General features: G+C 68.5%; 13 protein-coding genes. 10 read left to right on the top strand and 3 right to left on the bottom strand.

What is annotated here, in order from left to right:
• Positions 1-16: 16 nt before the first annotated feature.
• Complete coding sequence (gene purD, locus J2753_RS04860; protein WP_209490807.1) at positions 17-1321, bottom strand: phosphoribosylamine--glycine ligase; 1305 nt, start codon at positions 1319-1321, stop codon at positions 17-19.
• Between the two features lie 69 nt (positions 1322-1390).
• The gene (gene rocF / locus J2753_RS04855) at positions 1391-2326 is read right to left on the bottom strand and encodes an arginase (RefSeq protein ID WP_209490806.1); all 936 of its coding nucleotides are present in this window, start codon (positions 2324-2326) and stop codon (positions 1391-1393) included.
• Between the two features lie 105 nt (positions 2327-2431).
• Here rocF and J2753_RS04850 point away from each other — a divergent pair, with 105 nt between their 5' ends.
• The 10 genes from J2753_RS04850 (at position 2432) to J2753_RS04805 (ending at position 14148) form a co-directional block, all read left to right on the top strand.
• Complete coding sequence (locus tag J2753_RS04850; protein ID WP_209490805.1) at positions 2432-2863, top strand: universal stress protein; 432 nt, start codon at positions 2432-2434, stop codon at positions 2861-2863.
• A complete protein-coding gene (locus J2753_RS04845; RefSeq protein WP_209490804.1) occupies positions 2860-4242 on the top strand; it encodes an MmgE/PrpD family protein in 1383 nt (460 codons plus the stop codon). The genes J2753_RS04850 and J2753_RS04845 overlap by 4 nt, the downstream gene beginning before the upstream one ends.
• Positions 4243-4327: 85 nt before the next feature.
• Entirely contained in the window at positions 4328-5533 is a 1206-nt protein-coding gene (locus J2753_RS04840) for an acyl-CoA dehydrogenase family protein (protein WP_209490803.1), read from the top strand.
• Positions 5534-5535: 2 nt separating this feature from the next.
• Positions 5536-6123: a MaoC family dehydratase gene (locus J2753_RS04835; protein WP_209490802.1), complete on the top strand. Its 588-nt coding sequence runs from the start codon at positions 5536-5538 to the stop codon at positions 6121-6123.
• Entirely contained in the window at positions 6120-7574 is a 1455-nt protein-coding gene (locus J2753_RS04830) for an acetyl-CoA hydrolase/transferase C-terminal domain-containing protein (protein WP_209490801.1), read from the top strand. Before J2753_RS04835 ends, J2753_RS04830 begins: the two co-directional genes overlap by 4 nt.
• A gap of 105 nt (positions 7575-7679) precedes the next feature.
• On the top strand, positions 7680-8702 hold the full coding sequence (locus tag J2753_RS04825; RefSeq protein WP_209491193.1) for a TAXI family TRAP transporter solute-binding subunit: 1023 nt from the start codon (positions 7680-7682) through the stop codon (positions 8700-8702).
• A 178-nt stretch (positions 8703-8880) separates the two neighbouring features.
• Complete coding sequence (locus tag J2753_RS04820; protein ID WP_209491192.1) at positions 8881-10893, top strand: TRAP transporter permease; 2013 nt, start codon at positions 8881-8883, stop codon at positions 10891-10893.
• Between the two features lie 246 nt (positions 10894-11139).
• Positions 11140-12549 carry an amidohydrolase gene (locus tag J2753_RS04815; RefSeq protein ID WP_245334496.1) on the top strand — a complete coding sequence of 470 codons (1410 nt, stop codon included), beginning with the start codon at positions 11140-11142 and terminating at the stop codon, positions 12547-12549.
• A 176-nt stretch (positions 12550-12725) separates the two neighbouring features.
• Complete coding sequence (locus tag J2753_RS04810) at positions 12726-13127, top strand: DUF5805 domain-containing protein (protein WP_209490799.1); 402 nt, start codon at positions 12726-12728, stop codon at positions 13125-13127.
• On the top strand, positions 13117-14148 hold the full coding sequence (locus J2753_RS04805; protein ID WP_209490798.1) for a tyrosine-type recombinase/integrase: 1032 nt from the start codon (positions 13117-13119) through the stop codon (positions 14146-14148). The genes J2753_RS04810 and J2753_RS04805 overlap by 11 nt, the downstream gene beginning before the upstream one ends.
• A gap of 88 nt (positions 14149-14236) precedes the next feature.
• On the opposite strand, the gene J2753_RS04800 is transcribed toward J2753_RS04805, so the two are convergent.
• A complete protein-coding gene (locus tag J2753_RS04800) occupies positions 14237-15562 on the bottom strand; it encodes a DUF7282 domain-containing protein (protein ID WP_209490797.1) in 1326 nt (441 codons plus the stop codon).
• Positions 15563-15564 lie beyond the last annotated feature (2 nt).

Genomic DNA, 15564 nt, shown 5'->3' with positions numbered 1-15564 from the left:
GTTTCCTGTCGTCCGTTCAGTCCCGTAGCGACGCCATGTGGTCGATACGGGACTGCACCAGTTCTTCAGTCCCGACGTCCTCACGAACCCGTAACCCCTCGCCCGCCGCGTCCAGCGCGTCGGCGGCGATGGCCTCCGCAGTCGGGATGTCGTCGGCAACACCGACGACCGCAAAGGACCGCGAGGTTGTCGTGAACAGCCCCTCATCGCGGGCGTCGACGGAGGCGTAGAACAGCAGCGCGTCGCCGCCGTGTGCCTCGGCGGCCGCCTCGACGGTCGACTCGTCGACGGTGATCTCCGCGCCCGAGTCGGGGCCCGTCGGGTAACCCGCCGGCACCGCGTACTTACAGACCGTCGCGCGGTTGTCGAACGCCGGCTCGGGTAGTCGATCTCCCTCGCGCGCGGCCGTGACGATGTCGAGCAGCGGCGTCCGCATCACGGGGAGCACGTTCATCGCCTCGGGGTCGCCGAAGCGCGCGTTGAACTCCACCACCTTCGGCCCCTCACTGGTCAGCATGAACTGGCCGTAGAGCACGCCCGTGTACTCTGGGAGGGCGTCGACGGTCGCCGAAAGGATTTCGACGGCGTCGTGGTAGTCCCCACGGGTCATGAACGGCAGCATCGGCCCGGCGTCGCTGTAGCTCCCCATCCCGCCGGTGTTGGGCCCTTCGTCGCCCTCGTAGGCACGCTTGTGGTCCTGCACTGCGGGGGTCGGGCGGACGACGCCGTCCGCCACGAACGCCTGGACCGTGAACTCCTCGCCGACGAGTCGCTCCTCGATCACCCACTCGTCGTGGCCGCTCTCACGGACGTAGTCGGCCGCTTCGGCGTGGCTCACCTGATCGCCGGTCACGCGCACGCCCTTCCCGCCGGTCAGCCCCGTCGGCTTGACCGCCACGTCCTCGTCGACCTCCTCGACGTAGTCTGCGGCCGCGGCAGCACTGTCGAACGTCTCGAACCCCGGGGTTCCGGGAATCTCGTTCTCGGCCATGAACTCCCGCTGGTAGGCCTTGTCCGTCTCGATCCGGGCGGCCTCGGCAGTCGGGCCGAACGTGAACACGCCAGCCTCCGCGAGCGCGTCGGCGACGCCCGCCGCGAGCGCGGACTCCGGGCCGACGACGGCGGCGTCGGCGCCGATCTCCGCGGCGTAGGCGACGACCGCGTCGGTGTCAGTGCCGTCGGCGATCTCGACCCCTTCCGTGAGCGCGTCGATCCCGGGGTTGCGGTTGCTCGCCAGCGCGTACACCTCGGCGTCGGGCGCCAGCGCCCGCACGATTGCGTGCTCGCGGCCGCCGCCGCCGATCACCAGAACGGTCTCCATGCCCGGAGCGTGTGAGCACGAGAGTGTAAACGTTGCCTTACAGCCGGCTGGAGAAATGCACGAACGTGCTCAGAGGATGCGCTTGCCGAACGCGCTGGCCGCCAGTTCGACCGCCAGTTCGGCGGTCTCGTTGTGCTGGTCGAGCGTGGGGTTCACTTCGACCATCTCCATCGAGCGCAGGCCGCCGTCTTCGGCGACCTGCTCCATCGCGTGATGGGCCTCGCGGTAGTTCACGCCCCCGCGGACCGGCGTTCCGACGCCGGGTGCGATAGTCGGGTCCAGCCAGTCGAGGTCGAGGCTAACGTGGTAGCCCTCGGCGCCGTTGCCCGCGACCGCGAGCGCCTCCTCGACCACGTTGGCCAGCCCCCGGCGGTCGATCTCGGACATCGTGTAGGCGCTGATTTCGCTCTCCCGGAGCAGTTCGCGCTCGTCGTCGTCGACCGAGCGCAGGCCGACGATGGCGACGTTCTCCCGCGAGAGGCTGGGGGCGTTCGCCCAGTCGACGCCCGCCCACTCGTCGACGCCCAGCAGCGCCGCCAGTGGCATCCCGTGGACGTTGCCCGAGGGCGTCGTTGTCGGCGTGTTCAGGTCCGCGTGGGCGTCGAACCAGATGGCGCCGATGTCCGCCTCGGCCGCGGCGCCGGCGACACTCCCGATGGCGATAGAGTGGTCGCCGCCGAGCACCAGCGGCGTGTGGCCGTCCGCGAGGGACTGCTGGACCTCGTTCGACAGCCGTCCGCAGACGTCCTCCGTCTCCCGGAGGAAACGGGCCTTCCCCTCGCTCGGCGTGCGGTACTCGGGGTCGCGCTCCTCGGCGCGGGGAACGAGCAGGTCGCCCGCGTCCTGAGTGTCGACGCCCGCGTTCGCCAGCCCGTCGCTCAGACCGCCGTAGCGGATCGCCGACGGCCCCATGTCGACGCCACGCCGGTCCTGCCCGTAGTCGGTCGGTGCGCCGATCAGCCGGACCGACCGCCGGCTCTCCTCGCCGGATCCGTTCTCGATCATACTCGCAGGTTGGCCCCCGGCCGAGTTAGCTTCCGGGGGTTCGTCGCCGCGCGGGCGGCGGATCCGGGGGAACCGTTAAGGTGCCAGTCGCCCCCACTCGGAGGCATGTATCGGATCTTACTCCCGGTCGATCACGATCCGGATCGCCTCGACGAACAGCTCGACGCCCTGTTCGACCTCCCCGGCCAGGCGGAGCTCTCAGTCACGGTGATCCACATCCACGAGGAAGTCGACATCCCGGCCGACGAGGCCGGCGAGTACATCATCGACAGCCTCAATCGCGACATCGCGGAGCTTCAGGGGATCCCCGAAACGGTCGACCGGGCGGTCTCGGAGTTGGAGGACGCCGGCATCTTCGACGACCTCCAGACCGCCGTCGGCGAGCCGATCGACGAGATCATCGAGGCCGGCGAGTCGCTGGACGTCGACGCCTACCTGCTCGCCGCGAAGCGCCGCTCGCCGGTCGGGAAGGCCATCTTCGGCAGCGTCACCCAGGGGATCATCGCCCGTGCCGAGCAGCCCGTGATCGTCGCATGAGCGGCGTACCGGCGGCCGACCGGCTGGCCGCACACGCACTGGATACCGGCCTTTCGGGCCTCTCGACAGCGGCCCGCGAAGCCGTCGACGACCATCTCGTCGACTGGCTGGGACTCGTACTCGGCGGCGAGGCCGTCGCCGAATCCTCGCCGAGCGTCGTGGACGCCGTCGACGCGCTGACGACCGGCACCGACGAGGCGGGAGCCACAGTCCTCCCGACCGGCGAGCGCGTCGCACCCGACCGCGCGGCACTGCTGAACGGGACGTTCGCCCACAGCCTCGACTTCGACGACACCCACCGTGCCTCCTCGCTGCACCCCGGCGCACCCGTGATCGCCGCTGCACTCGCGGTCGCGGAGACCGAAGACGCCGACCCCGACGAACTCCGGGCCGCCATCGCGGTCGGCTACGACGTGGCCTGCGCGGTCGGGCGCGCGGTCACGCCCGAGGCCCACTACGCCCGCGGCTTCCACATCACGGCGACCTGCGGGACGTTCGGCGCGACGGCAGCAGCGGGGCGACTGCGCGGACTCTCCAGGGACGAACTCGCTTCAGCGTTCGGCGTCAACGGGAGCCAAGCCGCCGGCTCGCTGCAGTTCCTCGAAAACGGCGCGTGGAACAAACGACTCCACCCCGGGCTGGCGGCCTCGCGGGCGGTGCTCGCGAGCGAACTCGCCGCACAGGGGTTCGCCGGCGCCGCCGAACCGCTGGCGGGCGACGACGGCTTCCTGCAGGGCTACTCCGACGACCCCGACCCGAGCCTGCTCGCGGATCTCACCGCCGGCCGCGCGCTGGAAGAGACCGCGCTCAAACCGTACCCCTGCTGTCGCTACACCCACGGGGCCATCGACGCGCTGCGGGAGGTCGCCGAGGAGGTCGATCCCGACGCCGTCGAGTCGGTCCACGTCGAACTGCCCGAGTCGGGCGTCCGCCTCACCGGCGACCCCATCGACGCCAAGCGCCGCCCCGACAACTTCGTTGACTGCCAGTTCAGCATGCCGTTCGCGACGGCGCTGGCGCTGACGACCGGCGAGGCGACGCTCTCAGCGTTTCTGGATGCCCAAGATCGGCTCGACGACCCCGAGATGGGCCGGCTGATGGACGCGACGACCGTCGAAGCCTCGGGGCGGACCCGCGAGCGGTTCCCCGAAATCTGGGCCGCCGGCGTGACTGTCGAGACCGCCGATGGGACCCACGAACAGTTCGTGGAGTACGCCCGCGGCGAACCCGAGAACCCGCTCGGGCGCGAGGCCGTCGACCGGAAGTTCCGCGACCTCGCGGCCACCGCCGGTAGCGATTCGGACGCGGTCGAGCGCGCGCTCGCGGCCTGCCGGGGCGACGGTGCGCTCTACGAGTCGCTGCGGGCGCTCTCTCGGTGAGACCCGGCGACGGCTGTCGAGTGGCTGACGATCCCCCGCCGCCAAGCGCACCCTTCTTGTGGCGGGACAACTCACATCACGGACGATGGTGAGCTACTTCGATGACGGCCTCGGCCACACCGCCCAGCAGCAGGCGGTCCGGGACGCGGTCGGCGAGATCTGTGCGGAGTTCGACGACAGCTACTGGCGCGAGCACGACGCCGCCGGCGAGTACCCCCACGAGTTCGTGGAGGCGCTCGCCGACGAGGGCTGGCTCGGCGTCCTCCTCCCCGAGGAGTACGGCGGCAAGGGGCTGGGCACGCCTGAGGCCGTCGCGATGATGTACGAGATCGCCCGACAGGGTGCGGGGTTCAGCGGCGCTCAGACCGTCCACGCGGCCATCTACAACTCCGCGCCGATCCTGAACTACGGCAGCGACGAACTCAAGGATGACCTCCTCCCCCGCGTCGCCGAGGGCGACGCGTGGATCCAGTGTTTCAGCCTGACCGAACCCGAGGCTGGCTCGGACTCGACGGCGATGACTACCTCCGCGGAGCGCGACGGCGACGAGTACGTCATCGACGGCGAGAAGCTCTGGACCTCCCGGATCGACGTGAGCGACTACCTCGTGCTCGCGGCCCGCACGACGCCGAAGGAGGAGGTCGAGAAGCGCACCGAGGGCGTCTCGCTGTTCCTCGTCGACATCGAACGGGCCCACGAGGCCGGCCAGATCGAACTGGAGGAGATCGACAAGACCGCAAGCGGGATGGTCTCCTCGTTCCGGGTCACCTACGACGGCCTGCGCGTCCCCGCCGAGCGACTGATCGGCGAGGAGGACCGCGGCTTCTACCACGTGCTCGACGGCCTCAACGAGGAGCGCCTCGTCATCGCTGCCGAGGCCGTGGGGCTGGGTGAACTGGCCGTCGAGAAGGGCGCCGCCTACGCGAGCGAGCGCGAGGTGTTCGGCCGCCCCATCGGCCAGAATCAGGCCGTCCAACACCCACTCGCGGCGGCGATGGCGCGGCTGCAGGCCGCCAAGCGGCTCACCTTCGACGCCGCCGACCACGCCGACGAGCGCGAGCGCAAGGCCGTGGGCGCGTGGGCCAACGCCGCGAAGTATCTCGCCGCCGAGGCTGCCTTCGAGGGCGCCGACGCAGCGGTCCAGGCCCACGGCGGCCGCGGGATCGACCGCGCGTACGACGTGGAACGCTACTTCCGGGAGGCCCGCCTGACACGGCTCGTCCCGATCACCCAGGAACTGGCACTCAACTACCTTGGCGAGAACGCGCTCGAACTCCCCCGTTCTTACTAATCATGACTGACACCGAAGACACCGACGAACCGACCGATCACACCGCAACCGACGCCGAGACGAACGTCGTCGCCGGCTGGCACGGCCGCTACTTCGAGGATTTCGAAGTGGGCGACGTGTACAAACACCCGTTCGGCCGCACCGTCACCGAGACGGACAACGTCTGGATGACGAACATCACGATGAACCTCAACCCCATGCACTTCAACGAGGCGTACGCCGCCGAGACGGAGTTCGGCGAGCGTCTCGTCGACGGCACGTTCGTCATCGCGCTCGCGGTGGGGATGAGCGTCATCGATGTCTCGGTCAACGCAACCGCCAACCTCGGCTACGACCGGATCCGCCACCACGCACCCGTCTTCCACGGCGACACCATCTTCGCCGAGAGCGAGGTGATCGCGAAACGGGAAAGCGACTCTCGCGACCACGTCGGCATCGTGACCACGGAGCTCCGCGCGTTCAATCAGGAGGGGACGAAGGTGCTCTCGATGGAGCGCACGCCGATGGTGCTCAAGCGCTCCCACGCCGAGCCGTCAGCCGAACAGCCCCCGGGCTGGCCCGAGGGGATCGGCACGCAGGAGGGAGAATGAGCGACCGAATCGCTCCCGATCTCCCGGTGACCGACGCCGAGGCCGCCGCCGAAGTCATCGGCGCCGAGGACACCGTGCTGGTCAGCGGTTTCGGCGGCGTCGGCTACCCCAAGGCGACGCTGCCGGCCTTCGCCGCACAGGACGAGGATGCCGCACTCACCGTCGTCTCCGGCGGCGGCGTCGGCCGCGAGGTCGACGACGTGCTGATCGAGGCCGACAAACTCGCGCGGCGCTACCCGTTCCAGACCCAGGAGGCCTCCCGCGAGGCGATCAACAGCCGGGAGGTGGCGTTCCACGACCGGCACATCTCCCGGGTCGGCGACGAAGTCCGACTGGGGGAGTTCGGCGACCCCGACGTGGCGATCATCGAGGCCGTCAGCGTCGGCGAGGACTGGCTGGTCCCCTCGACCTCCATCGGCCACACGCCCTCCTTCGTCGCCGCCGCCGACCAACTGATCGTCGAGATCAACCACGCCCAGCCCGACGAACTGGAGCGCGTTCACGACGTGTTCCAGCGCGACCTGCCGCCGGGGCGGGACCCCATCCCGGTCACGGGGGCGACCGAGCGCGTCGCCGACGCCCGCGTGGATTTCGACCCCGAAAAGCTCGTGGCCGTCGTCGAGACCGAGCAGGCCGACGACCCCTACGAGTTCCGCGACCCGAACGAGGTCGACCTCACCATCGCCGACAACCTCGGCGACTTCCTCGAAAACGAGATCGAGCGCAACCCCATGCTCGCGGAGTCGGTCTACCTCCAGTTCGGGGTGGGGAGCCTCGGCAACGCGCTGATGGGCGAACTCTCTGGCATCGACTTTGGCAACCGCGACGTTGTCTACTTCGGCGAGGTGTTCCAGGACGGTCTGCTGGACGCGCTCGACTCGGGGCTGCTCTCGGGCGCCAGTGCCACGTCGCTCGCACTTTCTGCGGAGGGACAGGAGCGACTGTTCGACGGCATCGACCGCTACGCCGAGGACGTGGTGCTGCGCCCGGCGGACGTCTCGAACAACGCCGCGCTGATCGAGCGCTTCGGCGTCGTCGGCGTCAACAGCGCCGTCGATGTCGACCTCTACGGCAACGCGAACGCGACCCACATCGGCGGCACCGACGTGGTCAGCGGCATCGGCGGCGGCGGCGACTTCAACCGCAACTGCCGGCTGGGGATCATCGCGCTGCCCTCGACGGCCGCCGGCGGGGGGATCTCCCGGATCGTCCCGCAGGTGCCCCACGTCGACCACACCGAACACGACCACTCGGTGATCGTGACCGAACACGGCGTCGCGGACCTCCGCGGCCTGAGCCCCGACGAGCGGATGGACGCGCTGATCGAGGTGGCCGACCCGGCGTTCCGCGAGGACCTCCGGGCCTACCGCGACCGGGCGACCGCGAAGGCGGGCCACGTCCCGTTCGATGCCGGGACGGCGTTCGACTGGCAGGAAACGGGGGGCGACTGACCGGCTTTCTGTCACCCGGCTAGGTCGCTTGCGGTACCCTTATCAGTACCGCAACCTACCCGTACATTCATGGTAGACCTAGACACGCTCGGTCGACGTGATCTGTTGAAAGGCGCCGCCACGATGGGGGTCATCACGACCGCCGGCTGTATGGGCGGCGGCGACGACGGCGAGAGCTACAGCGTCGTCATTGCGGGGACTTCCTCCGGGAGCTCCACCCAGCAGGCCGGACAGGCGCTCGCACGTGCGGCCAGCGAGGAGAGCGATGTCCTCGACATCTCGGTGCAGGTAACCGACGGCTGGACCGCCAACCTCTACGAGTTCGACTCGGGGAACATCTCCTCGATCGGTGTCGACAACAACTCCCTGGCGAAGGCAATGAGCGACTCCGGCCCCTTCGCCGACGAGCCTGTCGACACCATGCCGATGCAGGGGTTCGTCTTCACGAACCTCCAGATCTACTGGGTCGCGATGGAGGGCTCGGGCATCGAGTCCACGGCTGACCTGCGCGAGGGTGGCCACACCATCTACCCGATCCAGCCCGGCTTCGGGACCCGCCTGCTGACCGAGGAAGTGATCAAGGAGGCCGGCGCGTGGGAGGGCAACGAGATCCTCAACCTCGACACCGCCGACATCGCCGGCGCCGTCGAGGAGGGCCGCGCCGACGCGCTCTGTATCTACGGCGCCAACGGCGTCAACCTCTCCAGTTGGGTGCAGGAAGTCGACGTCCGCAGTAACGGCGACCTCTATGCCGTGCCCGTCGACGACCAGTTCCGTCAGGCCATCGAGGACGTCCCCGGCGCGCTCCTGCAGGAGTTCGAGCCCTACGGCTGGGAGCAGGACGTCAGCAAGCTGACCGACACCGTCACCTCGTGGACGCTGGCCGGCCAGTGGGCGTTCGGTCCAGACGTGCCCGCGGGCGCGACCGAGGAGATCGCGCGCCTCTCCAGCGAGCACTGGGAGACGATCCGCGAGTCCGACCCGACCGCGCTCGACCACTCCGACCCCGAGACGATGACCGAAGCGGTCATCCCCGAACTCGAGATCCACCCCGGCGTCGCCCAGTACTGGAAGGACAACGACGTCTGGAACGACGAGTGGACCGAGGGTTCGACGAACAGCGAATAGCGCAGCTCCCCCCCGAACTAACCTTCATGATTGTTCAAACATACTCCGGTAGCGCCACGACCAGTATCGGCGGTGATCGCTCGTGAGTGAAGCCACAGCTGAGGGTAACGAACCGCCCGTCGGCGAGGGTGGCCCGTCGATCGATCGGGAACAGCCCTGGGACGCGGAGCTGTTCTCGATGCGGAACCTCCTCATCTTCCTCTCGCTGTTCTTCTGGGGCTGGGTGATCTTCTACGCGCAGACGCAGTTGATCCCCCGGGGCCAGTACGCCATCGTCTTCCTCGGCGCCATCCTCGAACTGTACGTTCTGACGGAGATGATGGAGATGGCCGGCGGCGGCCGGGCGGACATCGTCGGGGACTTCAAGAAAGTGTACGGGCCCGGCAACCGACTCGAGGCCGCGATACTGACGTTCTCGGCCATCGACGTCGCTGTCACCTGTACGTACCTCGCGTACAACTTCAACCGCCTGATCACCGGCGTCGGGCGCGCCGAACAGTACGAGTACGTCATGGCGGCGGCCTTCACCATCGTCATGATCTACCTGACCTGGCGCTCGTTCGGCGGCACGTTCCTCGCCGTCGTCATCCTCGGGTTCGCCTACGGCTTCTTCGGCATGTACGCGCCCGGGCCGCTGGAACACGGCGGACTCGGCGTCGAGCGTATCCTCCGGACGGTCGTGATCGGCCTCGACGGCTTCTTCGGGTTCCTGACGAAGCTCGTCGCGGCGTGGATCGCGCTGTTCCTGCTGTACGCCGGCTTCCTCAAGGGGTACGGCGCGTTCGACCTCATCATGCGGCTGGCGTTCCGGTCGGTGAAGTACATCGACTCCGGTATCGCCCAGACGGCCGTACTCGCGAGCGCGGTCATCGGCTCGGTCAACGGGAGCCAGACCGCAAACGCCGGCATGACCGGGAGCTTCACCATCCCGCTGATGAAGCGCAACGGGATCGAGCCCGAGACGGCGGGCGCCATCGAGGCGGTCGCCTCCACCTCCGGGCAGGTGCTGCCCCCCGTCATGGGCGCGGCAGCGTTCATCATGGCGTCGCTGATCAACGGCGTCACCTACGCCGACGTGATCGTCGCGGGGCTGATCCCGGCGGCGATCCTCTGTGTGACCATCTTCATTGCGGTCCACTACGTCTCGGTGCCCCAACTCGACGAGACCAACCCGGGCAACCTCGTGACCGACACGATGCCCCGGGCTGAGTTCGCTACCGAGATCATCAAGTACGGCTTCCCGCTCGCCGTGCTGATCTACCGCCTCGGGATCGAGCAGGTGACCGTGATGACCGCCGCGCTCTGGACGACCGGGGCGATGCTGTTCATGGGTATCTCGATGCCGCTGATCGGTGCGCTGCTCGGCCTGACCGACGAGTCGCCGTTCGAGGCGCTCAAACGCACCCTCTGGGAGACGCTCGACGGCGCCCGCGAGGGCGTCATCGTGCTCGCGCCGGTGACGATCATCCTCGCAGCGATCAACGGCGTCGTCGACATCCTCACCGCGACGGGTGTGCCGACGGCTATCTCGCTCACGCTGATGGACCTCTCCGGCGGGATGCTCTGGCTGGCCGCGATCCTCGCGATGATCATCTGTATCATCCTCGGCCTGGGGATGCCGACGACGGCGTCCTACACCATCGTCGCGCTGCTGATCGCGCCGACGATGACCAACCAGTTCATGCTGCCACAGTTCGCGAGCCACTTCTTCGTGTTCTACGCCGCGATCCTGGCGGGGCTCACCCCGCCCATCGCGACGTGTGTGGCAGTGGCCTGTGGGATCGCCGGCGGCGACTTCTGGGAGACCTGTCTCGAAGGGATCAAGATCTCCGCGCCGCTGTTCATCCTCCCGTTCGTGTTCGTCTACCACCCCGAGATCGTTTCCGCCGAGTTCGGCGCCGAGACGTTCCTCTCGGGCGGGCTGGCGCTGATCGGCGCCGTCTCGATGATCCACGGGATCAACTACGTGTTCACGTTCGACCGTCTGGTGACGCTGTCGGCCCGCGTGACGCTCTCGGTGCTCGGCGTCCTGGCGATGGTCCACCCCAACCGCCTGGTCCAGTTCGGGGCGGTTGCGGTCGTCATCGCACTCTACGTGCTCCAGACGCTGATCGGCCGTCCCGATCCGGTCGGCGTGTTCCGAAGCGTCTTCAGTCGCTCCGACTCGGCGCCGGTCGAGAAGAGCGCCTGATCGCGACCCACGCCTTCCTTTTTTCGACCACCTACGCCGACCAAGCCCGCAGCAATCGGTATCGCGATATTCGGTTTATGCGTCGTCGTTGCATCGCGCTGATTCCCGAGCGTCGTCCACGCGGAGCCGCCACACCACTGAGCGCTGGCAGACCCCGCGTTCAGCCGAGGAGTTAAGCCCGCCCGGGCCCCCGCTCACGCCGTGAAACAGCGACTGTTCGCGGACGTCGACGACCAGGCCGAGCGGATGGACGAACTGGCCCTCGATCTCTGGGAGCATCCCGAACTCGGCCTGCACGAGGAGCGATCCAGCGGGCGCCTGCGGGAGACCCTCGCGGAGGCGGGCTTCGAGATCGAGCGCGGCGTCGGCGGCATGCCCACGGCGTTCGTCGCACGCTACGGCGCCGGCGACGGGCCGACAATCGGGATTCTCGGCGAGTTCGACGCGCTGCCGGGGCTCTCACAGGCCGTCAGTACCGAGCGTGAGCCGATTGAGGCAGGTGCGCCGGGGCACGGCTGTGGGCACAACCTCTTTGGCACTGCCGGCGTCGGCGCCGCCATCGCCGTCGCGCGGGCGTTGGACCGCGGGGATGTCGACGAGCGACGCTCGTCGGGCAGTCAGACGCAGTCTGACGAGGCGACCGGTGAGGTCCGGTTCTACGGCTGTCCCGCCGAGGAGACGCTGGTAGGCAAGACGTTCATGGCCCGCGACGGCGTCTTCGACGACCTCGACGCCGCCGTCACGTGGCACCCCAGCGACCACACTGCACCCCAACGCGGGAGTTCGCTCGCGCTCGATTCGCTCTCCCTCCGCTTCGAGGGCGAGAGCGCCCACGCCGCGGCGTCCCCTGAGTCCGGCCGCAGCGCGCTCGATGCCGTCCAACTGCTCAACACCGGCGTCGAGTACATGCGCGAGCACGTCCCCGAGGAGGTCCGGGTCCACTACAACGTCCAAGAGGGCGGCAGCGCCCCGAACGTCGTGCCCGCCGAGGCGTCGGTCTGGTACTTCGTCCGTGCCCCCACTCGCGAGGGCGTCGAACGCGTGACCGCGTGGCTGCGCGAGATCGCCGACGGCGCGGCGACGATGACTCGAACGGAGGTGAGCGAGCGCTACTACACGGGCTGTCACCGACTGGTGAGCAACGGCGTCATCTGCGACACGTTCCGGGAGAACATGGCCGAACTCGACGAAATCGAGTTCGACGAGGAGGAGCGCGAACTGGCCGCGGAGCTACAGGAGACGCTCCCGGAGGGCGCCATCGCGGAGAGCCGCTCGGAGTTCGAGCCACCCCACGACGACGCCGCGGCCGATGCCGCGCTCTACGGCACACCCATGGACGCCTTCGACGAGGGCGAGTCCGGCGGCGGCTCCACCGATGTGGGCGAGGTCAGCCAGCTCACCCCCACCGCGCAGTTCCGCGCGACGACGTGGGCGCTGGGAACGCCCGCCCACTCCTGGCAGGCCGTCGTCGCCAACGGCGACTTCGGTCGAACCGCGCTGCCCTACGTCGCGAAGCTACTGGCGGGATCGGTGTTCGACCTCCTCACTGACGAGGAGCGACTCGCCGCTGCCCACGAGGAGTTCGAACGCGAGGTGGAGGGCTACGAGAACCCGCTTCCCGACGGGACGGAGCCGCCGTTCGAGCTCACACAGTGATCGACGCAGACGGGACCAGCGCTGGAAAGAGTACTTACCGACGTAACCGGTAACGAACCGGGGAAATCGACTCAAGCGGTACCGGTATTTGGCCGCTATGCGGGACCCGACTCGGGGATTAGTGCCCTAATCCCTGTTTCCGGTACGTTGATGTGGCCGGCGTCGGACCTCCATCCATGGCCGACGACGCCGACAGCGAGACGGTGCAGGTGAAGACGCGAGTGCCGGCCCACCAGCGAGCGGCGTGGCGCGACGCCGCCGACCAACTCGGGATGAGCCAGAGCGAGTTCGTGCGGACGATGGTTCAGGCGGGCCGTAGCGGCTTCGAGGCGGCTGACAAGCCCGCCGGATCGAGTAGCCGCGAGGAGCCCCCATCGCCGGACGCTGACCCCTGGGGTGACGGTCTCGAAACGCAGGTCCGTTCGGCGCTGTCGAACGAGTCGCCGCTGAGTTGGGAGGAGTTAGTCGAGGCGGTGCTGGGTGACTTCGAGGAGCGACTGGAGACGATCACGCAGGAGGCCGACGACGTCAGCTACAGCGGCCGAGAGGGGGGGTACGTGCTCGACGATGGCGAGTAGGAGCCCCGAGGCCGAGGTCGACGATCCCGTCGCCTACTACCTGGAGGACATGGAGATGCACGGCCGCGCCGAGCGCACGCGGGTCGCCTACGAGCGCGTGCTCCGGCGCTTCACCGCGTTCCTCGGGGAGCGGTCGGCGACGCCCGAGAGCGCCGGCCACCGCGACTGTCTGGCGTGGGTCCACTCCCTCCGGGGTGCGCTCTCGGCGAGCACCGTCGCGACGTACGCGACCACCGTCAACCGGTTCTACGACTACATGAACCAGGTCGGCGCGTTCGCGAGCAACCCGATGGGGCTGGTGATGGAGGAGATGGACGAGTCCATCGAGAAGGACCCCGAGCGCCGCGACGTCGACGTGGCGACGATGGGGTCGTTTCTGGACCGCATCCGCCACCCGCTGCATCACGCAATCGTACTCACACTGCTGAAAACCGGGATGCGTGTGGGCGAACTCTGCAACCTCGACTGTCGGGACCTCAGGCTGTCAGAGTCGGGGCTCTCGGCGTATGACCTCGAGGGGCGACCACAGCTTTCGGGCCGGGGCGACGCGCTCTACGTCGACGCCACGCCCGCCCGTGGGGAACCCTACAACGGCGAGGTCCGGACGGAGTCGAACAAGCGCAAGCGCTCGACGGTAGTCCCCGTCGACGACGAACTCCGGCGGGCGCTCCGGCGCTGGCTGGCGATCCGCCCCGACACGCAGTCAGACGCAGAGCCGCTGTTCGTCTCGACGGCCGACGACTGGGGCGAGCGCCTGACTGCCCGCGCCGTTCGCCACTACGTCCGCCAGTACGCCGAGGAGATGGGCTGGTACGAGACCGGCGCCGGTGCCGGCGAGAACGTCACGCCCCACTACTTCCGGCATTTCTTCACTACCCACCTCCGGGACCGTACAGGGGATCGCGGGGTCGTCAAGTACCTCCGCGGCGACGTGGCCAGCGACGTCATCGACACCTACACCCACAACTGGGGCGATCAGGTCCGCGAGACGTACCTCGAAAACGTCTACCGGTTCGACTGAGCATCGACGGATAAACCGTATTTCGCGATAGCCAGACGTGGCCCGTCGCGCTGTGAACCGCGGTCGAAAGAAAAAGCCGCGAAGTCGACTACTCTTCTTCGGCTTCCGGGTCGTCGCCCTTGGCGAGTCGGCGGGCCGCCGCTGCGGCACCGGCGCCGACGCCCGCGAGCGCGGAGAGACCACCGAAACCGGGGCTGTCAGTGCTCGTTGTCCCTGTCTCGGTCGGGGTGTCAGTCGGCTCGTCGGTCGGTTCCTCCGTCGGGGTTGCCGTCGACGTTGGGGTCGGCGTCGGCGTCGGTTCGACGTACTCGATCACCGCGTCACGGGCCACCGGGTTCGGCCCGCTGAATGTGTAGGGTACGTCCTGCTCGCCGAGGCTGCTCGCCCACTCGAGGCTCTCCTCGGTACCCGAGTCGGTGTGGGCCATGAACACCAGGCGAGCCGTCGCGTCGAAGCCGCCGTTGAGTTCGATCTCGACGTTCTCGTGTGTGCCCTCGCCGAGATACTCCGAGGCCCCGAAGACGGTCTTGCCGAAGAAGCTCTCTAGCTCCCGGTTCGTCGGGTCCTCCCCGCCCGAGCCGTCGTCGAAGTTCGTGAAGTTCGTCGGCGCGAGCACCGAGACGTAGCCGCCCTCGGGGAGCGTCGCCGAGTCCACCGTGACCGTCCCGCTGCTGGTCTGGCTGCTGGGGTGGATGTACGCCCCGGATTCGCTGGCGACGGTGATCGTCACCTCGGCGTCGGCGCCGTCGATGGTCACCGCCTGGCTCGCCGTCGGGTAGTAGTCGCTCGGATCCACGGAGACCGTGTACTCGCCGTTCGAGAGCAGGAACTGCGCGGTCGGGCTGTCGGGAGAGACCTCCTTGTCGGTGCCGTCGACGGTGACGGTTGCATTGACCCCCTCACCCTGCTCGTTCTGGATGGTGACCGCGAGCGTGCCGCCTGCCGCGCCACCGCCCTCGAGACTGTCCACGATGCGGATGCTGCCCCGCATGTCCTGTGGGTGGGGCTGGCAGAAGTACTCCGTAAAGCTGCTCGTCGCGGTGAAGGTGACGCTCTGTGTCTCCCCTTCGGTCCCCATCAAGTCGGTGCTGACCTGCGTCTGGCCGTGTTCGTTCTCGATGGAGAAGTTGTGCGGGATCCCGTCGCCGTTCTCCCAGACGACCTCGAACGTCTCGTCGGGGACCATGTCGAGCGTCGGGTTGGTCACCCCCTCGATCTCGCTCGGGGAGACCCCCTCCCAGCCGTCGCGGCGGCCGATCAGTTCGTAGGTCCGGAGGACCTCGTCTTCCTGCCCGCTGGCGGTGCCTGCGGTCGCGGCGACGGCGCCCCCGGCCGCTGTGGCCTTGAGCATCGTCCGCCGGGACACCGTGCCGGACTGTTCCTCGATGTCGTCCGTGTGCTTGTTTTCGCTCATTG

This window comes from Halolamina salifodinae, assembly GCF_017874235.1.
In the GTDB taxonomy this organism is placed as follows: domain Archaea; phylum Halobacteriota; class Halobacteria; order Halobacteriales; family Haloferacaceae; genus Halolamina; species Halolamina salifodinae.
The sequence above is the reverse complement of the archived record's forward strand: the minus strand, read 5'-3'. Positions and strand labels throughout refer to the sequence as shown.